Origin of the sequence: Asticcacaulis sp. MM231 (genome assembly GCF_964186625.1) — a bacterium.
GTDB lineage: Bacteria > Pseudomonadota > Alphaproteobacteria > Caulobacterales > Caulobacteraceae > Asticcacaulis.
In genome coordinates this window covers 3,244,352-3,262,959 of the sequence record NZ_OZ075108.1, presented here as the reverse complement: position 1 = coordinate 3,262,959, position 18,608 = coordinate 3,244,352, and the positions used below count along the sequence as shown (strand labels likewise).

The following is an 18,608-nucleotide window of genomic DNA, read 5'->3' as shown; positions in this document are numbered from 1 at the left end:
CCATTAATGTCAAATTAACCCCGCACTGGGAAATTACTGCCTAGTGAGGCAGGTGGCGCGTCGGAACAAGGCGCGCCGCCCGCCGTTAAGGTGATGGGGCGTCGGCGCGTGGATTCATTTTTTGCAGGTTTACAGAAGTTTGGCGTCGGCCGGCTGACCGCTATTCTGGGCGCCGCCGCTGGCGCGGCGGCCGTGATGGCGGCCATTATCCTGAATATCTCGGCCCAGCCGCAATCCCTGCTCTATGCCAATCTCGACCTGAAGGAGGCCTCGGAAGTCACCCAGGCGCTCGACCAGGCCGGCATCAAGTATGAGGTCAAGGGCGATGGCTCGACCATCATGGTCGACCGCGACAAGGTGGCTTCCACCCGCCTCCTGGTGTCCGGCAAGGGGCTGGTGACCAGCGGTTCGGTCGGTTACGAGCTATTCGACACCGCGCCGGTGCTGGGGCAGACCGAATCCGTGCAGAATCTCAACAACAAGCGGGCCCTCGAAGGCGAACTGGCCCGAACCATCAGTTCGCTCAAGGGTATTTCCTCGACGCGCGTCCATCTGGTCATGCCCGATCGCGCCCTGTTCAGCGATACCGCCCAGTCGCCGACGGCTTCGGTGGTGGTGGGCCTGTCCGGTTCCGATCTTGGCCCCGATCAGATCCGTGCCATCCGTAATCTGGTGGCCAGCGCCGTGCCCAATCTGAAGCCTGACAGCGTTACCCTGGTCGATGACCGCAACCACCTGCTGGCGGCGGGTGGTGAGGGCGAAGACAGCCTGAACGGCATGGGCTCGGCGCGCAAGAGCGAGGTCGAGGATACCCTGCGCAAGCGCATCACCGATATCGTCGAAGGCGTTGTGGGGCAAGGTGCCGCCCGCGTCACCGTCACCGCCGCTCTCGATCAGACCTCGACAACGAAAGAGCAGGTCGAATACAATCCGGACGGCCAGGTCGTGCGCTCCAGCCGCACCGACGAAGGTAATGAGCAAACGTCCGATCCCAATTCGGCCGGCGCCACGACGGCGACCGCCAACATACCCAACGGCACCCAGCAGGCGCCGTCTATCAGCACCGCCGGCAATTCGAGCAAGACGACCTCGGAAATCACCAATTTTGAAATCTCGACGACCAAGACGACCTCGGTCACCGCCCCCGGCGAGGTCAAGAAACTGGCCGTGGCCGTGGTGGTCGATGGCGTGCTGACGCCCTCCAAGGACGGCAAGGCGCCGCCGGCCTATGCGCCGCGTTCGGCCGAGGACATGCAGAAGATCGAGACCCTGGTCAAGGCGGCTATGGGTTACGATGAGCCGCGCGGCGATCAGGTACAGGTGGCCAATATTCGCTTCAATCATGGCACGCTCGATGTCGCCGGCACCGAGGCCAAGGCGTCGATGTTCGATTTTGACAAGAACGACATCATGCGCGCTGCCGAAGTCGGCGTGCTCCTGCTCGTGGCGCTCCTCGTCATCTTCCTCGTGGCGCGTCCACTGGTCAAGTTCATCAACGGCACGCCCAACTATCTGGTGGCGGCCAATGGCGGCATGGTGACCGGTCCGGGCGGCGTGGCCATAGCCGGCGCCGGGGCTATGCCCGGTGTGGCGGGGCCGGATGGTAATTTCCCGCAGATCGCCGGCGGCGGTGGTGGCATGGTGCCATCGGTGGCCGAGACGTCGGGTATCGATATCGCCCGCATCGAGGGCCAGGTGAAGGCGTCCTCGGTCAAAAAGGTGTCTGAATTTGTCGATCGCCACCCCGAAGAGTTGGTGTCGATCCTGCGTAGCTGGTTGCACGATAGCTAAATGGCCAAGGGTAAAAACATCATCGACGATCCGAAGCGCCTCAGCGGGGTAGAAAAAGCCGCTGTGGTGCTGCTGGCCCTGGGCGAGGATCACCTCCAGCTCTGGCAGGCGCTGGATGAGGAAGAGATCAAGGAAATTTCCCAGGCCATGTCGGCGCTCGGCACGGTCTCGTCGAACGTGGTGGAAGACCTGCTGGTTGAGTTTGTGTCCGGTATGAGTAATTCCGGCACCATCATGGGCTCGTTCGAGCAGACCCAGCGCCTGCTCGGCAATTTCCTGCCGGCCGACAAGGTCGAGGCCCTGATGGAAGAAATCCGCGGCCCCGCCGGCCGCACCATGTGGGACAAGCTCGGTAACGTCAACGAGGCGGTGCTGGCCAACTACCTGAAGAATGAATACCCGCAGACCGTCGCCGTCGTCCTGTCCAAGATCAAGGCCGATCACGCCGCGCGTGTGCTGTCGTCCCTGCCGGAAGATTTCGCGCTCGAATGCGTGCAGCGCATGTTGCGTATGGAGCCGGTTCAGCGCGAAATCCTCGACAAGATCGAGCAGACCCTGCGCGTCGAATTCATGTCGAACCTGGCGCGCACCTCCAAGCGCGAACTCGCACGAACTGATGGCCGAAATCTTCAACAATTTCGACCGCCAGACCGAGAGCCGCTTTGTGGCGGCGCTGGAAGAGCGCAACCGCGAATCCGCCGAACGCATCCGCGCCCTGATGTTCGTCTTCGAGGACTTGAACAAGCTCGATCCGGGCGGGGTCCAGACCCTGCTGCGCGCGGTCGAAAAGGATCAACTGGCGCTGGCGCTCAAGGGCTCTTCGGACGCCCTGCGCGATATGTTCATGTCCAATATGTCGGAACGCGCCGCCAAGATCATGCGTGACGATATGGATTCGATGGGGCCGGTGCGCCTCAAGGATGTCGATACGGCGCAGATGGCCATGGTGCAGGTCGCCAAGGATCTGGCCGCCAAGGGCGAAATCATGCTGGCCGGTCAAGGAGGCGATGATGAGCTTATTTATTAAGGGTTTTGGTAAGCAAGATACCCCACCACCAGGCGCTTCGCTCATGGTCCGCACGACGCGCGTCAGCGCTAGATGCGGTGGTGGGGTTTCTTACTTGCTTTCAGGAGCCTGCGCATGACCCAAACCGTTCACAAGCGCTTCGAGTTCGGCACCGTCTTTGGCGACGCTGGCAACATCGTCTCCAGACCCGCGCCGGCAGCCAAAAAGTTCTTCACCCCCGAAGAGGTCGAGGAGGTCCGCAAGGCCGCCCATGCCGCCGGTGAGAACTCAGCCATGGCGCGCGCCCAGATGGCGCAGTCCGCCGCCCTGCAAACCCTGGCCGACGCCGCGCAGCAAGGGCTCGGCGCCCTGACCAACTCGATCCACGCCAACAAGGAAGCCGGGGTCAAACTGGCGCTGGTCTGCGCGCAGAAGATCGCCGCCGAGGCGCTGGAGCTTTTCCCGCAGGCCCCCTTGATGGCCGCGCTCGATGCGCTCGGTCAGGAAATCGAACAGACGACGCGGCTGGTGCTCCACGTCAGCAACCCGAGCGACGAGCTCAAAGCCGCCGCTCAGGAAGCCGCCATGATGGCCGGCTTCACCGGCGCCATTCAGTTCCGCGACAACCCGTCGATGCCCACGGGCGCCTTCGAGGTGGTGTGGAGCGATGGCCGCGCCGACTACAATCCGCAGCACGTTTTTGATGTGCTCGAACAAGCCCTGGCCGAGGCGATGGACGCCGAGGTCTTCCACAATTCCCGCGCCCGTGACCATGACGGGCATTAGACAGACGCTTCGCGCCCCACAATTTTTGCGTCAAGACGCAGGTAAGGAGGCCAACAGATGGCCGAGCATGATTTAGGTTTGGAAGATTTCGGCGAGAATATGCCGGCGCATACGGCCGAGGACGAGGGCGATAAGTCCGCCGCCGATCTCGCCCCCGTATTTGATGTCCCGGTCAATATATCGGCGGTGCTGGGCAAGAGCTACATGTCGGTGTCGCAGTTGCTGAAAATGGGGCAGGGCAGCGTGCTCGAACTCGACCGTAAGGTTGGGGAAGCCATTGATATTTATGTGAACAACCGCCTTGTCGCGCGCGGCGAAGTGGTGGTGGTCGATGATCGTCTGGGTGTGACCATGACGGAAATCATCAAGTCCGAAGACGCAGGGAACTAGTCAGATGAGATTACTCGTTGTTGGAAAATTGAGCGGGCAGCTCTCGGTCGCGGTCAAGATGGCGATGGAAACCGGCGCCAAGGTGGCGCATGTCGAGACCTGCACCGCCGCCACCGCAGCACTTCTGAAAGGCCAGGGCGCCGATCTTTTGATGGTGGATTACGAACTCGATATCAAATCGCTGATCGAGGCCAACGAGCGCGAGCATATCTTCGTCACGGTCGTCGCCTGCGGCGTCAATCCCGATCCACGCAAGGCCGCCTTCGCCATCAATCAGGGTGCCAAGGAATTCATCCCCCTGCCGCCCGATGCCGAGCTGATCGCCGCCGTCCTGGCTGCTGTTTCCGATGACTCGCGCCCGCTCGTCACGGTCGATCCGTCGATGCAGGCGGTGCTGAAACTGGCCGATCAGGTGGCGGCCTCCGATGCCTCCATCCTGATCACCGGTGAGAGCGGCGTCGGTAAGGAAGTGATGGCGCGCTACCTTCACGAAAAATCGAAGCGCGCGCAAAAGCCGTTCATTTCGGTCAACTGCGCCGCCATCCCCGATAACCTGCTCGAATCCGAACTGTTCGGCCATGAGAAGGGCGCTTTCACCGGCGCTATGGCGCGCCGCATCGGCAAGTTTGAAGAGGCCGATGGCGGCACGCTGCTGCTCGATGAAATCTCGGAAATGGACACCCGCCTGCAAGCCAAGCTGCTGCGCGCCCTGCAGGAACGCGTCATCGATCGCGTCGGCGGCGCGCGCCCCGTGCCGGTCAATATCCGCGTGCTGGCCACCTCCAACCGCAATCTGGTTCAGGCTGTCAAGGAAGGCGCCTTCCGCGAGGATCTGCTCTATCGCCTCAACGTCATCAACCTGGCCCTGCCGCCCTTGCGCGAACGCCCGGCTGATATTCTGGCGCTGTCCGAGCACTTCGCCAAGAAATACTCCGAGGCCAACGCCATCGCGCTGAAGCCGATCTCGCTTGAAGCCAAGCGCCGCTTGCAGGCCCATCCGTGGCCGGGCAATGTGCGTGAGCTGGAAAATGCCATGCACCGCGCCGTGCTGCTATCGTCGGGGGCTGAAATCGACGCCGAAGCCATTCGTTTGCCCGATGGCCAGCCGCTCAATCCGGTGGCCCCGATCGGTTCGGACTATGTCGGGCGCATCTCGCTGGCGGCGGAATTGGCCGCGCGCACCTTTGTTGGCTCCACGGTCGCCGAGGTCGAGCAAAAGCTGATCCTCGATACGCTGAGCCATTGCTTTGGCAACCGCACGCACGCCGCCAATATCCTTGGCATCTCGATCCGCACCCTGCGCAACAAGCTAAAAGAATATGGCGACGCCGGCGTGATGGTCCCCGCCCCGCAGAGCGGGGCGTCGGCGGCGTAAGCCAATTGATCCTCCCCTGCGAAACAGGGGAGGGTGGAGGTCCTTATCCTTTAGTCCTGCGACGCCTGATATAAAGAATAGTCGCCAAGACCACACCTGTAATGACAAGCACGATAGCCAGCGCCATAAACATCAGCCATTTTATCGCGTTGGTTTTACTGATGCGCGTGGTGGAATTGATGACAAGCTTCGGGTGTGCACGAGACAGGACCGAGCCATCCTTTAAAGACGTCCACGTCAGACGATAGTGTCTGCCTGGCTGGAGCGACACAGAAGCCACTACGCGCATATAGGTGTCATTACCGCCGTAACTTCCGCCGGCTCCTGTGCCGGCTGGCGTGAGCAAATCCGAGACATCGAGGCGATCGGCTGAAAGTTTGAGGTTAAGGTCAACCGGAAAGACTTCCTCGCACGGGCCTGCTGTAAACCGGCTTGGGTCGGTGGTGCAAGGAAACAGTCGCTTGGCTTGCTTCTGGTCCATTTCCACGGCGACGTCATATTGAGTATCATAGGCGGCCGTGAAATCGACGGTGTGAGTTAGCCCCTGAATCAATTCCACGGGTATCTCGACGGCGACCATGGGCGGTGGATTATAGGCCACAAAAGCCGCAATCGCCGCGGCGGCCCATAAAGCGATTGGTGCTATATAACGCGGAAAGAACGTCACGAGGTTGTCCGTTGTTTGCGCAAGCTTTCAACCAGCAAGGCCGCTACAGCCCCCGCCACATAGGCCGCCAGATCCTTCATATCGAAATAGCCGCCAAGGATAAAACCGGCGATGCGGTTGCCGCGCAGGCCAAGCCGGTCGATCAGATGGAACATCTGGCCGAATTCGATGGCGAAGGCGAACACCAGCGCGCCGGACAGAGCCTGAAACACCGACATCGGCGTCACCGCGCGCAAACTTAAGTAAACCAGAACGACCGCGAGGCTGTCGCCGATATAGGGACGGATCACCGCGTCATGCACATACAGCGCGATGCCGATTTCGGTGACGAAAACGACCAGCGCTGCCAGCGCGTAAGGAAGACGCAAGTGCACTATGGCCCCACCGTCGCCGCGCCGGCCTGACGATAGACCACGCCGCCCTTCATGACGAAATCGACCTGCGCAAACTGCGCCGGATCGGCCAGCGGATCGCCTTTGCTGGCGACGATATCGGCATAGCGCCCGGTTTGGATCGTGCCGATATCGGGGCTGCCGATCAGGTCGGCGGCGTTGCGCGTGGCGGCGAAAAGGGCATCGACCGGCTTCATGCCTTCGCCGATCATCAGGCCGAATTCCATACTGTGATCGCCCTCGCCGAGGTCGGTGCCGTAGGCGATCTTCACGCCCGATTTCAGGGCGCGTGGAAAGTTCTGCTTGGGCAACAGATCGTTGGCCAGTTCCTTTTCCGCCGTGCCCGGCGTCAGCAGTTCCGGATGATCGTGCGCCACGCGGTAGAACACCTCGAACACGGTCAGGGTCGGCACGAGATATGTGCCATGCGCCTTCATCTTGGCAAAGGTCTGGTCGGTGGCGAAGGAGCCGTGCTCGACCGAATCCACCCCGGCATCGACGGCGGCTTCAATGGCGCCGGCCGGATAGATGTGGGCCGCCACCTTCATGCCCAGTGCGTGCGCCGTGGTGACCACGGTGCGCATTTCATCATCGGTCATCAGTTGCTGGCGCGGATCGTCACCGGTCGAGGCGATGCCGCCCGACGGCATGATCTTGATGAGGTCGGCGCCGCGGCGCTTGTGTTCGCGCACGCGGATGCGCGCTTGATCGACCGTATCTACGATGCCATTATCCCAGCCGGGATGGCTGAGCGCCGGATCAAGCCCGCTGCGACCATCGCCATGACCGGCGGTGGGGCCGAGCGGTTCCAGGGCCACCCACAGGCGCGGACCGGAAATCTTGCCGGCGTCGATGGCGTTCCGCACCGCCACCGTGTCATCGCCGCCGCCGACATCGCGCGCACTGGTGAAGCCCTGCTGCAGCATCTGGCGGCTGTAGAGCGCGCCATCAAAGGCGCGGTCAATTTCGGAATGGGTGAAGGCGTATTCGGTTGCGTTGGTGCGGCTAGGCAGGTTAGCGGCGATGTGGACGTGGCAGTCGATAAAGCCGGGCATGACGGTCTGCGTCGTCATGTCTATGACCTCGGCGCCGGCGGGGGTTATGTAGCCTGCCTTGACGCCGGTGATGCGGTCATCGTGGATCAGGATCGACACCTGCTTCTGCGGCGTGGCCGAGACGCCATCGAGCAGGGTGCCGGCGTGGATCACGAGATCCTTCGCGGACGCGCTCCCCGCGAGCGCCATCATCAGAGCAAGCGTCGCCACACCATATTTTATTGTCATATTCATCCCCTTCCACACACAAAGTCAGGTGAGGCTATGCCGCCCTCAGGTTTCTGACAAGGTGTTATGGCAATAAACGCAAAGACACCTATCTTGGCAGGCATGACCGTTTTTATCGATGACATGTACAGGTACGCGATCGGCCAGTTTCGCGGTATGCAGATGTCGCATATGATCGCCGATACCGACGCTGAGTTGCACGCCCTGGCGGCTCGCATCGGCATGAAGCGCGAATGGTATCAGGGCGATCATTACGATGTGCCGTTGACACGGCGTGATCAGGCGCGGGCGTTGGGCGCGGTGGCTGTCACCTGGCGCCAGTGCGGGGCGATGCGCCGCCGCCGGCAGATCGAAGGCCGGTGTGGCGCGCCGGAAGAGGCTGTGCGCTGGTATGCTGGCTGGCGGCGCGCGCAAAAGAGTTCAACAGGAGAGACCTGAAATGACCGCCTATGTCATCTTGATCCGCGACCGGATCACCAACCCCGAAGAAATGGCCATCTATGCCGAGATGGCCAAAAAGGCGCGTGGCGACCATCCGCCGCGTCCGTTGGCTTTTTACGGGGATAAGGTGGCACTGGAAGGCCCCGAGGCCGACGGCATCGTTATCCTGGAATTCGACGATATGGATCATGCCCGCAAATGGCACAACTCTCCGGCCTATCAGGCGGCGATGCAGCACCGCCATCTGGGCGCTGACTATCGCGTCCTGCTGGTCGATGGCGTCAAGCCGGCTTAAGGACTATACTGATCCAGGTTGCGCCGGGCGAGTGCATATGGACAGAATTGCTCTTTTTCCTCCTCCCTACGCAGTGGGGAAGAGGAAGTTGCTGTGGCCTTCCAGTCCCAGCAAATAAGCCTTGGCTTCAAGGCCGCCGGCGAAGCCCGTCAGCTTGCCGTTGCCGCCGATAACGCGGTGGCAGGGCGCGATGATCGAGATCGGGTTCTTGCCGTTGGCGGCCCCGACCGCGCGCGAGGCGGAGGGTCTGCCGAGTTGCGCCGCCAGTTGGCCATAGGTGCGGGTTTCGCCGAACGGGATCGCCAGCAGTGCCAGCCAGACCTGTTTCTGGAAGTCGGTCCCGTTGAAGGCCAGCGGCAGGGAAAAGCTCGTGCGACGGCCGGCGAAATAGTCATCCAGTTGCTGCGCGGTTTCCCGCAGGATCGTGTGGTTGACATCTTCCACAGTCTCTCCGAGACGCACGCGCTTCGGGTCGTCGTTTTCCCATAGAATGGCCATCAGACCGTGTTGGCGGGCCACCAGCTTGAGCCGGCCGACAGGCGAGGGATAATGCAGATGGGCAATGGTCATGATGGGGTTCACGTAAGGGCAGCACTTGTTTACAGGCAGGATGTGGCATTTTGTGGCAGCAGGTGCAAAGTAAGCCCTCCACCACCGCATCTCGCGCTGACGCGCATCGTGCGGTCCCCCTCCCCAACACGTTGGGGAGGTATAAGATTGTTTTATACTCCCCGGCCCTCAACTCTTAACACACCTATTAACCACTTCTTCACCAGACAGAGGGTAATTTTTGCCTAGTTCCGGCGGGCGGAGCTATGCCCAGACGGCAGTGCGTTTTAGTATCCGGAGCCTCTCTTGGCCACTGCAGCGGCAGCGATTCCTATTCCCTTCAAGGCCAGTGAGATCTTTGGCTGGCTGAAGCGCGGTGAAGTGGTGATGGCGCTTGGCGTCATCCTGATCATCGTCTTCCTGATCATCCCGATCCCCAGCATCCTGCTTGATATCCTGCTGTCGCTGTCAATCATGACCGCCATCCTGATCCTGATGACCGCCCTGCTGATCAAGAAGCCGCTCGAATTCTCGGCCTTCCCGACCGTTCTACTCGTTACCACCATGTTCCGCCTGTCGCTGAACGTGGCCTCAACGCGCCTGATCCTCAACCACGGTCACGAAGGCGAGGCCGCCGCCGGCGCCACCATCAAGGCCTTCGGCAATCTGCTGATGCAGGGTAATTTCATCATCGGGCTGGTGCTGTTCGCCATCTTCATCCTGATCAACTTCGTGGTCATCACCAAGGGTTCGGGCCGTATCGCCGAAGTGGCGGCGCGCTTCACCCTCGATTCGATGCCGGGCAAGCAGATGGCCATCGACGCCGACCTGTCGTCCGGCCTGATTGATCAGGACGAAGCCAAAAAGCGCCGCAAGGAGGTCGAACAGGAATCGGGCTTCTTCGGCGCCATGGACGGTGCCTCGAAGTTCGTGCGCGGCGATGCCGTGGCTGGTCTCGTCATCACGGCGATCAATATCGTCGGCGGTATCCTGATCGGCATGTTCAGCCACCAGCTTCCGATTGGTGAAGCCGCCAGCAAATATATCGAACTGACGGTCGGCGACGGTCTGGTGACGCAGATACCCGCCCTGATCATCTCGATGGCCGCCGGTTTTCTGGTGTCGAAGGCCGGCGTCGATGGTTCGGCCGACAAGGCGCTGGTGGCGCAACTGGCCACCAATCCGGTCGCGCTAGGCATGGTCTCGGCCGCCGCCGGTGTGCTCGGTCTGGTGCCCGGCATGCCGATCATCCCCTTCGCCGTCATTTCGCTGGCTGCGGGCGCCCTGGCCTGGAAGATCGGCCGCGCCCCGCCGCCGCCCACGCCCGCGCAGGTCGCCGCCATGACGCCGGTCGAGCCGGTCGATGAGCCAATCTCGGCGGCGCTCGCCATTGATGACGTCAAGATCGAGCTGGGCCTCGGTCTGCTTGGCCTGATCAACGATCTCGACGGCCGCAAGCTGACCGACCAGATCAAGGCGCTGCGTCGCACGCTGGCGCAGGAGTACGGCTTCATCATGCCGTCGGTGCGCATCCTCGACAACATGCGCCTCAATAATCAGGGCTATGCCGTCCGCATCAAGGAAATGGAAGCCGGTGAGGGCGAGGTCCGCATTGGTTCGCTGATGGCCATGGACCCGACCGGCCGTCAGGTTGAGCTGCCGGGCGAGCACATGAAGGAGCCGGCGTTTGGTCTGCCGGCCACCTGGATCGACAACGCCCTGCGCGAAGAGGCCACCTTCCTCGGCTACACCATCGTCGATCCGGCCACGGTCATCACCACCCACCTGACCGAAATCCTCAAGGATAATATGGCCGACCTGCTCAGCTATTCGGAACTATCGAAGCTGCTGCGCGACCTGCCGTCCGATGAGAAGAAGCTGGTCGATGATTTGATCCCGCAGGTGGTCTCGACCGCCACACTGCAACGCGTGCTGCAGGCCCTGCTGAAGGAGCGCGTGTCGATCCGCGATCTGGCGGCGATCCTTGAAGCCCTCGGTGAAGCGGCCGGACACACCAAGTCGATTACCCAGATGGTCGAGCACGTTCGCTCGCGGTTGGCGCGGCAACTGTGCTGGCAAAACCGCTCGGATGATGGAAGCTTGCCGATCGTCACCCTGTCGCATGACTGGGAAAGCGCCTTCTCGTCATCTCTGGTGGGGCAGGGTGAGGATCGCCAACTCACCATGGCGCCATCGGCCTTGCAGGAGTTCATCCGTGGTGTGCGCGATACCTTTGAGCGCGTGTCGATGAACGGCGAGGTGGCGGTGCTTTTGACCTCGCCCAATATCCGCCCGTTCGTGCGCTCGATCATCGAACGCTTCCGCGCCAACACGGTGGTGATGAGCCAGAACGAAATCCACCCGAAGGTGAAGCTCAAGACCGTGGGGCAGGTGTAGCAGCTTGCTCTTAACCACACCTGCCAAGAAGCACTTGACAACACAGACCTAAACGCCTTTTAGCTAGGGCACGGAGCGCGAAATTCGTCCATCGGGCGAGTTTTTTCGGGGAAGTGGCATGAAGCGTATCATCAGACAGGTATTCGGCACCACGCGCCCCAAGGAAATCTGGGGCGACCTGCTCACCTTCGAACGTCTGGTCACCAAGCCCATCGTCCATATCGTCTACTGGGTCGGCCTGGGCCTGCTCATCATCGCCGCCTTCGCCGTGGCCGGTATCACGGTCGGCACGGTGATCAAGGAAGGTCTGCCCTGGGGCGTGCTGCTGGCCCTGCCGTTTTTCATCGTCGGTATGCTCTCGATTCTGGTCGGTGTGCTTTTGTGGCGGGGGTTCTGCGAATTCTATCTGGCGGTCATGAGCATCGCCGACGATCTGCGCCATCTGCGCCAGTATCAGGAAAAGCTCGTCCAGCCCGAGCCGCGCGCCTATGCGGCGCCGGAAACGGCTGAGGCGGCGGCTCCGGAAGCGGCACCACCGGTGGCCGATGCGCCTGCGCCGACCGTCAGCGATCCGGAAAAGAACCTGCTTGAAGACCCGTTCTTCCGTCCGCGTTTTGAAAAGCGTGAGTTTTAAGTCTTTATCCTCCCCTGTAGCGAAGCGTTCGGGGGAGGTATCAGCGCCCATTTCTTCAGGGCGAGGCCCGAAGGGCTGGTGTCGCTGACGGAGGGGGCGACCCCCAAGTCAGCAAAGAAGCCCCCTCCGTCGCCGGCTACGCGGCGACACCTCCCCCGCTTCGCAAGGGAGGATCAGGCTTACTTCACTGCGTTCACAAAAGCCTGCGCCAGCGGTTTCGGGCGTCCTAAGCGATCAAACAGCACCGGTTCGTCCGGGATCAGCGACTTCCCGCCCTGCGGCGTATTCAGCCAGGAATCGGAATCGCGCAAGGCCCATATCGTCAGGCCGTAACGCTGGTTGGCCGGCACATCGTGATAGGCCTCCAGCAGTTCATTCAGCGTCCGCACCTGATCGATGCGCGGTTGCGCCACCGGCGTCGGATGATCTTCGCGCAAGGAGATATCCAGCTCGGAAATATGCACTTTCAAACCGAGTGAAGCGATATCGGCGATCGCGCTCCTGATCAAACCCGGCGTGATTCCGGCGTCGATGTGGGTCTGGGTGCCGACGCCGTGCAGCGGGGCGCCGTTCTTCAGCAGGGTCTCGATCAGCTTCAGGAAGGTGACGCGCTTTTTCGGCGTCAGTTCGAGATTGTAGTCGTTGATAAACAAAAGGGCCTGAGGATCGGCGCGGTGCGCCGCTTCCAACGCCAGACCGATATAATCGTCGCCCAACACCTTTTGCCACAGACACGGACGCAAACCGCGGCCGTCGTTCCAGATGGGCTCATTGACCACATCCCAGCTCGGAATCACGCCCCTGTAGCGCCCCATCACGCCGGCGATATAATCGACATAGGCGTTGAGAAAGGCGTCAGGCTTGGCGCTCAGTTTTTGGAAATATTCGCCGTCCTGTGCATACCAGATCAGGGTGTGGCCATGCACGGTCATGCCGTTGCGGCGGGCAAAACCAACCATTTTATCGGCGCGATCAAGCTTCAGAGAGCCGTCCGCTTGCAGGACGTACTCCATCTTCATTTCCCATTCCGCCGTCAGGCGCGAGAATTGTCGCGCCGCCAGGGCCGACCATGCGGGATCGGAGACCTTGGTGGCGCTGGTGGCGACGCCGAGGGGATAGGGGGTAACGGATTTGAGCGGCGGAATATCGCCATAGGCCGCTTCGGCATCGGCGGGCAGGCTCTGGCTCAGGGCCAGGGCCGCACCACCCGCCAGCAATCCGCGACGATGCATGTTTAAGCCGGACGCTTCATGCGCAGCGCCGCTTCGTCGAGCGCCGCGTCTTCCAGACGCTTGTCATTGGCGACGCGCTTGAGGTGGGTCACCTCGGCGACGTGTTCGAATTTCTTGAGGTCTTCAAAGGCCATGCCGAGTGAATCGCGCACGCCTTCTTCTTCCTGCACGATCAGGTCGAGATCGCTCACCACGGCCTCGCGGCGCATCTGGAACCCGCGCTTATAGGCGGTCAGGCTCTGCGACATCATCGGATCTTGCGAGGCGCGCACACATTCCAGCTCGTATTCAGCATCGAGCGTGGCCAGCTTCATTTCGGCGTGGGTGCGGCGGGTGACCACTTCGGCCAGGCGCTTTTGCAGGGTTTCGACCTCGAAGGTGGACAGACGGATTAGTGATTTTGCCCATTTGGTCATGATTTATCCTTTGCGCTCAAACGCCGCGCGAGCTTCCTCGCATCAGCTCGGGCGGGCACTTGCCCTTGCCGAAAGCCTTGGCTTTCGGAGCCCATTTTATACTGTGGCCTATAGATTTTAAGCCCCACCGAGAATCTCTGCCAAAAGGGTAAAGGACTCGTCAAGAGGGGTGTATTCATCCTTATTCTGACGCAAAAATTGTTCGATATCAGGGCTGAGGATAATGGCGCGGTCGACATCGGGATCGGCGCCGGAACGATAGGCGCCAATGCGAATCAATTCTTCCATGTTCGAGTAGCTGGCCATCACCTTGCGCGCCTGTCTGACGACCTCGCGTTCGGGTATCGACTGGCATTCGGGCATGGTCCGGCTGATCGATTTCAGCACGTCAATGGCGGGGAAGCGACCGCGTTCGGCGATGCTCCGGCTCATGACGATATGGCCGTCCAGAATGCCGCGCACGGCATCGGCGATCGGTTCGTTATGATCGTCGCCATCGACCAGCACAGTGAAGAGGCCGGTGATCGGCCCGCCTTGCGTGCCGTCTTCGCGCACCGGGCCGGGGCCGGCGCGTTCGAGCAGTTTCGGCAATTCAGCGAAGCAGGTCGGGGTATAGCCCTTGGTCGTCGGCGGCTCGCCCGTGGCCAGGCCGATCTCGCGCTGGGCCATGGCGAAGCGCGTCACCGAATCCATCAGGCACAGCACTTCCAGCCCCTGATCGCGCAGGAATTCCGATAAGGCCAGCGTCATATAGGCGGCCTGACGGCGTTTCAGCGCCGGCTCATCCGAGGTGGCGACCACGACGATGGCGCGTTTCAGGCCTTCAGGTCCGAGTGTTTCTTCAATAAATTCGCGCACTTCGCGGCCGCGTTCGCCGATCAGCCCGACCACGACGGCATCGCAGGTGGCCTCTCTAGCCAGCATCGACAGCAGCACCGACTTGCCGACGCCGGAGCCGGCGAAGACGCCGAGACGCTGGCCGCGGCAACAGGTGGTGAAAACGTCCATGGCGCGGACACCGAGATTAAGCCGCTCACCGACACGCGCGCGCTTGTGCGCCGACGGTGGGGCGGCCTTGAGCAGATAGCCTTCCTTGCCTTGTGGCAGGGGGCCGAATTCATCAATGGCCTGACCGAAACTATCAACAATGCGGCCGAGCCAGGCGGTGGTGGGGTAGACCTTGGCGCCTTCGGCGGAAATGCGGATTTCCGCGCCGGGGGTGACGCCTTCGACCGGCCCGAACGGCATCATTAGCGCGCGGTCTTCGCGGAACCCAACGACTTCGACGGGCAGGGGGGTATCGTGGCGGCGTATGATCTCGCAGCGCGCCCCGACCTGCATGTAGCTTAGGCCACCCTTGGCCTCGATCAACAGGCCGTTGACCACCGCCACGCGCCCGTAAACGCGCAAGGGTTCGATATTTTTCACCATGTCGACGAGATCTTGCATGGCGGCGAGTATGGTAAATGAGAGCTTAAGAAAGGTTAACGGGCACGCTAAGAAAGCAAGAAACCCCAGCACCATTTTGCGAACGCTTCGCTTTTTGGGAGGTATAATGATCTTGTACCTACCCGGCTTTGCCGGGGAGGGGGACCGAAGCGCGTCAGCGCGTTGGTGGTGGGGTATCTTGCTTTCTACACGACTTGACCGCCTGCATTGCACCTGGTCTAAATGCGCAGGGGGATGGAATGCGCGCCTATTATACCGCTGAGCGGCCGAAATTTTTCAGTGACACGGATGCGCATATCATCGGTGAACTGACCTTGCGCCATCGCCATGATCTTGAAGAGAACCAAAAAGGCGCGTGGTTGCAGCAGATCAATATCCTGCGCGGGGCCCTGAAAGACGCACCGGATTTTACCCTCTATTTCGAGTTTTCCATTCCGCGCATGGGCAAGCGCGCCGATGCCGTGGTGGTGATTGGCGACTGTATTTTCGTTATCGAGTTCAAGGTCGGCAGCGCCACCTTCGATCGTCATGCTATCGAGCAGGTGGAAGATTACACGCTCGATCTCAAGAACTTCCATCAGGGCAGTCATGACCTGTCGATCGTGCCGATTCTGGTGGCGACGAAGGCGGCGGCCTCGCGCGATATCCAACTGGAACTGGCGCTCGATCAGGTGGCAGCCCCCCTCTGTCTGGCGGTGACCGATCTTGGCGCGGTGATCCGCATGATCGCGGCTCATCACAAGACACCGTTCGATGCCGGCGCGTGGGCGGCCAGCGGTTATCGGCCAACGCCAACGATCATCGAAGCTTCGTGTGCTCTTTTTGCTCGGCATGAAGTTGAAGATATTGCACGCAATGATGCTGGCGCAATCAACATGGGGCGGACACAGACTAAACTTAGCCAAGTTATTGCGACGGCAAAGCTGGAACATAGAAAAGCAGTTTGTTTTGTCACAGGTGTGCCGGGTGCGGGAAAAACACTGGCGGGACTTCATGTTGCGACATTGAGAAGCGACAAAACTAAAGATGAACATGCCACGTTTCTATCGGGGAACGGCCCGCTTGTGGCCGTTTTGAGAGAGGCGCTTACTCGTGATCAGCACGACCCTAAAAAGGGAACAAAATCAAATGTAAGCCGAAAGGTGAATGCTTTCGTTCAAAACATTCATACATTCAGAGATGATTATGCTCGCAATAATGATGTTCCGTCTGATCATGTGGTGGTGTTTGACGAGGCCCAGCGCGCCTGGACGAAACATCAGGCGTCGAAGTTCATGCAGTCGAAACGCGGTGTCGCCGATTTCGACATGTCCGAGCCGGAATTCCTGCTCAGCGTCATGGATCGTCACGCCGACTGGTGCACGGTGGTGTGCCTGATCGGCGGTGGCCAGGAAATCAATACCGGCGAGGCGGGCTTGTCCGAATGGATGGCGGCGATCCGTGATCGTTTCCCGCACTGGCAGGTCTATGCCTCGGCGCAGATCGTCCAGCCAGATTACGACCTGAACCGCGAGGCGAAGCGTTTTATCGCCACCGAGCAGGTCCGTCTGCACGAGGATCTGCATCTCGGTGTTTCGATGCGCTCCTTCCGCGCCGAAACCCTGTCGGACTTTATCTCTCACCTGCTCAACGGCGATGCGACCGCGGCGTGTCAGGCGCACGAAAAGCTCGAAAGCTACCCCATCTTTCTGACGCGGGATCTGGCGGTCGCTAAGGCCTGGCTGCGCCATCAGGCGCGCGGGTCTGAGCGTTATGGTCTGGTGGCGTCATCGGGTGCACAGCGCTTGCGGCCGGAGGGTATCTATATCAAGGCGGCGATCGATCCGCCCAACTGGTTTCTGAATGATCGCAGTGATGTGCGCTCGTCCTTCTATATGGAAGAGGTCGCCAGCGAATTCGACGTGCAGGGTCTGGAACTGGATTTCACCGGTATCTGTTGGGACGCCGACTGGCGCTTTATCGATGGTGAATGGCAGGCGTGGAATTTCAAGGGCACGAAGTGGCAGAAGGTGAGTGCCGATATGCGCCGGCTCTATCTGAAAAACGCCTATCGCGTCCTGCTGACCCGCGCACGGCAGGGCATGGTGATCTTCGTGCCCCCGGGCGATGACGCCGATCCGACCCGCCCCAAAAGCTTCTATGATGAGACGTGGGCGTTCCTGCAAAACTGCGGCTTGCGGGCTTTGAGTATGTGATCTAATATTATTTGATCATAAAATAAACGTGTGAGGTTGCCATGCCGTCGATGAGTGTATCCCTGTCCGACAAGATGCGCGGCTTTATCAAATCGCGTGTTGAAGGCGGCGATTATCATAATGAGAGCGAATATATCCGAGATCTGGTGCGCCGCGATCAGGAGCGTTTGATGAACGAGGATCAATTGCTGGCAGAGTTGCGAGCGGCCAGTGCCAGTGGGGTGAGTGACAGAACGCTTCCGGACATCATGCGCGAGGTTAAAGAGCGTCTGAAAGCCGATGGCCGTCTATAAGCTTTCTGAGCAGGCTCAGGCCAAATTGATCGACATATACGAATATTCGCTTCTTAATTTCGGAGAGCGGCAAGCGGATGCCTATTATATGTCCCTCCACGAAACATTCGAACGGCTGGTTCAGTCACCATCAATCGGCCGGCAATTTCATGAATTTCGCCGTCACCAGCATAATCAGCATATTATTTTCTACGAACCGATAGATGAGGGCATCAAAATCACGCTGATCTTCCATCATAGTGAAAACATAGACGCCAAATTCAGGTGATGGCCCTATCTCTTCTGTGTTCCCAAAATATTGATCAGGCGGTTAGTGGCCTCTCATGCTATAATCCCTGTCCGAGGCGGGGTTTTTGAGGAGTCCTGACCATGTTCTTTATGAAAGATGCGGCGTCACAGGTATTGGATATCAATATTGGCCGCGTGCTGGAGATGTTTCGCAGCGGCATTCTGGATCGTGAGCAGGCACGCGAAGGCCTTACACGCTACTTTGAAGGCGCCGCCCGCCACGATTCATCCGATCTTTCGGTCTATCTGACGCGCATCATCGAACGGGTCGAAACCGGCGCGCTGGAACCCAAGGAAGCGCGGATGCGACTGGTCAAGGCGGCCCTGGCGTCGGAAAAGAACGATCTGCGCTATGCCGATATCCTCCACAGCATGGCCGAGACCGTTTAATCCCGTGTGAGTCCGCGCAATGTGCGATGCGGGCGTGAGCTTCACAGCCGCCTCAATACCGCATTTTTATTTTCCGGACTCTTTCGTGCCCGGATTTCCTCTCAGTGTGTGATTCAAATGACTCACTCACCAAAAAGGACGGTGAAAATCCTGTGCATAAAGAGAATTGTTGACTCGCGAACTCTTGTGCCCGATTCGCAAATCACCCTAGTCCTTTAGACTTAGTTTTAAACTGAGTTGTTAAGCTTAACGAATCTTAAGGGATTTCCTGTTTAGCATGAAGGTTAACGGTGTCCGCATATCGCGGCCGCTCTTTCGTTACCCACAAGCCGGGAGGGG

General features: G+C 60.1%; 19 protein-coding genes and 1 pseudogene. 13 read left to right on the top strand and 7 right to left on the bottom strand.

Annotation, left to right across the window (positions count from 1 at the left end):
* Positions 1-93: 93 nt before the first annotated feature.
* The 5 genes and pseudogenes from fliF to ABQ278_RS15910 all read left to right on the top strand — a co-directional run bounded on the left by fliF (position 94) and on the right by ABQ278_RS15910 (position 5,348).
* The gene (gene fliF, locus ABQ278_RS15930; protein WP_349320462.1) at positions 94-1,791 is read left to right on the top strand and encodes a flagellar basal-body MS-ring/collar protein FliF; all 1,698 of its coding nucleotides are present in this window, start codon (positions 94-96) and stop codon (positions 1,789-1,791) included.
* Positions 1,792-2,818 (top strand): annotated as a pseudogene (fliG, locus tag ABQ278_RS15925) (flagellar motor switch protein FliG). It abuts the gene before it with no gap.
* A gap of 114 nt (positions 2,819-2,932) precedes the next feature.
* Positions 2,933-3,583: a flagellar assembly protein FliH gene (locus tag ABQ278_RS15920; protein ID WP_349320461.1), complete on the top strand. Its 651-nt coding sequence runs from the start codon at positions 2,933-2,935 to the stop codon at positions 3,581-3,583.
* 57 nt (positions 3,584-3,640) lie between these two features.
* Positions 3,641-3,973 (top strand): flagellar motor switch protein FliN, encoded by a 333-nt coding sequence (gene fliN, locus ABQ278_RS15915; RefSeq protein ID WP_349320460.1) that lies wholly within the window; start codon positions 3,641-3,643, stop codon positions 3,971-3,973.
* 4 nt (positions 3,974-3,977) lie between these two features.
* A complete protein-coding gene (locus tag ABQ278_RS15910) occupies positions 3,978-5,348 on the top strand; it encodes a sigma-54 dependent transcriptional regulator (RefSeq protein WP_349320459.1) in 1,371 nt (456 codons plus the stop codon).
* 43 nt (positions 5,349-5,391) lie between these two features.
* Here ABQ278_RS15910 and ABQ278_RS15905 read toward each other — a convergent pair whose 3' ends face one another.
* The 3 genes from ABQ278_RS15905 to ABQ278_RS15895 are packed head-to-tail and all read right to left on the bottom strand — an operon-like array spanning position 5,392 to position 7,690.
* Positions 5,392-6,015, bottom strand: coding sequence for a hypothetical protein (locus tag ABQ278_RS15905; protein ID WP_349320458.1), 624 nt, complete (start codon positions 6,013-6,015; stop codon positions 5,392-5,394).
* Positions 6,012-6,389 carry a DUF2809 domain-containing protein gene (locus ABQ278_RS15900; protein ID WP_349320457.1) on the bottom strand — a complete coding sequence of 126 codons (378 nt, stop codon included), beginning with the start codon at positions 6,387-6,389 and terminating at the stop codon, positions 6,012-6,014. Before ABQ278_RS15900 ends, ABQ278_RS15905 begins: the two co-directional genes overlap by 4 nt.
* On the bottom strand, positions 6,389-7,690 hold the full coding sequence (locus tag ABQ278_RS15895) for an amidohydrolase family protein (protein ID WP_349320456.1): 1,302 nt from the start codon (positions 7,688-7,690) through the stop codon (positions 6,389-6,391). Before ABQ278_RS15895 ends, ABQ278_RS15900 begins: the two co-directional genes overlap by 1 nt.
* Positions 7,691-7,792: 102 nt before the next feature.
* Between ABQ278_RS15895 and ABQ278_RS15890 the strand changes: the two genes are divergently transcribed.
* Positions 7,793-8,128, top strand: a complete 336-nt coding sequence (locus tag ABQ278_RS15890; RefSeq protein WP_349322182.1) for a DUF4031 domain-containing protein — start codon at positions 7,793-7,795, stop codon at positions 8,126-8,128.
* A 1-nt stretch (position 8,129) separates the two neighbouring features.
* Positions 8,130-8,426, top strand: coding sequence for a DUF1330 domain-containing protein (locus tag ABQ278_RS15885; protein WP_349320455.1), 297 nt, complete (start codon positions 8,130-8,132; stop codon positions 8,424-8,426).
* A gap of 66 nt (positions 8,427-8,492) precedes the next feature.
* Here ABQ278_RS15885 and ABQ278_RS15880 read toward each other — a convergent pair whose 3' ends face one another.
* A complete protein-coding gene (locus ABQ278_RS15880) occupies positions 8,493-8,996 on the bottom strand; it encodes a methylated-DNA--[protein]-cysteine S-methyltransferase (protein WP_349320454.1) in 504 nt (167 codons plus the stop codon).
* A gap of 285 nt (positions 8,997-9,281) precedes the next feature.
* Between ABQ278_RS15880 and flhA the strand changes: the two genes are divergently transcribed.
* Both flhA and ABQ278_RS15870 read left to right on the top strand, forming a co-directional pair.
* Positions 9,282-11,372, top strand: coding sequence for a flagellar biosynthesis protein FlhA (gene flhA, locus ABQ278_RS15875; RefSeq protein ID WP_349320453.1), 2,091 nt, complete (start codon positions 9,282-9,284; stop codon positions 11,370-11,372).
* A 118-nt stretch (positions 11,373-11,490) separates the two neighbouring features.
* Positions 11,491-12,006, top strand: coding sequence for a DUF4282 domain-containing protein (locus tag ABQ278_RS15870; RefSeq protein ID WP_349320452.1), 516 nt, complete (start codon positions 11,491-11,493; stop codon positions 12,004-12,006).
* 179 nt (positions 12,007-12,185) lie between these two features.
* Here ABQ278_RS15870 and ABQ278_RS15865 read toward each other — a convergent pair whose 3' ends face one another.
* From ABQ278_RS15865 to fliI, 3 genes are all read right to left on the bottom strand, one after another.
* Positions 12,186-13,238: an endo-1,4-beta-xylanase gene (locus ABQ278_RS15865; RefSeq protein WP_349320451.1), complete on the bottom strand. Its 1,053-nt coding sequence runs from the start codon at positions 13,236-13,238 to the stop codon at positions 12,186-12,188.
* A 2-nt stretch (positions 13,239-13,240) separates the two neighbouring features.
* Positions 13,241-13,654 carry a flagellar export protein FliJ gene (locus tag ABQ278_RS15860; protein WP_026172561.1) on the bottom strand — a complete coding sequence of 138 codons (414 nt, stop codon included), beginning with the start codon at positions 13,652-13,654 and terminating at the stop codon, positions 13,241-13,243.
* A 117-nt stretch (positions 13,655-13,771) separates the two neighbouring features.
* The gene (gene fliI / locus ABQ278_RS15855) at positions 13,772-15,103 is read right to left on the bottom strand and encodes a flagellar protein export ATPase FliI (RefSeq protein ID WP_349320450.1); all 1,332 of its coding nucleotides are present in this window, start codon (positions 15,101-15,103) and stop codon (positions 13,772-13,774) included.
* A 239-nt stretch (positions 15,104-15,342) separates the two neighbouring features.
* Here fliI and ABQ278_RS15850 point away from each other — a divergent pair, with 239 nt between their 5' ends.
* The 4 genes from ABQ278_RS15850 to ABQ278_RS15835 all read left to right on the top strand — a co-directional run bounded on the left by ABQ278_RS15850 (position 15,343) and on the right by ABQ278_RS15835 (position 18,269).
* Positions 15,343-17,298 carry a DNA/RNA helicase domain-containing protein gene (locus ABQ278_RS15850; protein ID WP_349320449.1) on the top strand — a complete coding sequence of 652 codons (1,956 nt, stop codon included), beginning with the start codon at positions 15,343-15,345 and terminating at the stop codon, positions 17,296-17,298.
* A gap of 41 nt (positions 17,299-17,339) precedes the next feature.
* Positions 17,340-17,591, top strand: a complete 252-nt coding sequence (locus ABQ278_RS15845) for a type II toxin-antitoxin system ParD family antitoxin (RefSeq protein WP_349320448.1) — start codon at positions 17,340-17,342, stop codon at positions 17,589-17,591.
* Positions 17,578-17,859, top strand: coding sequence for a type II toxin-antitoxin system RelE/ParE family toxin (locus ABQ278_RS15840; RefSeq protein WP_349320447.1), 282 nt, complete (start codon positions 17,578-17,580; stop codon positions 17,857-17,859). The genes ABQ278_RS15845 and ABQ278_RS15840 overlap by 14 nt, the downstream gene beginning before the upstream one ends.
* A gap of 101 nt (positions 17,860-17,960) precedes the next feature.
* Complete coding sequence (locus ABQ278_RS15835) at positions 17,961-18,269, top strand: hypothetical protein (protein ID WP_349320446.1); 309 nt, start codon at positions 17,961-17,963, stop codon at positions 18,267-18,269.
* Positions 18,270-18,608 lie beyond the last annotated feature (339 nt).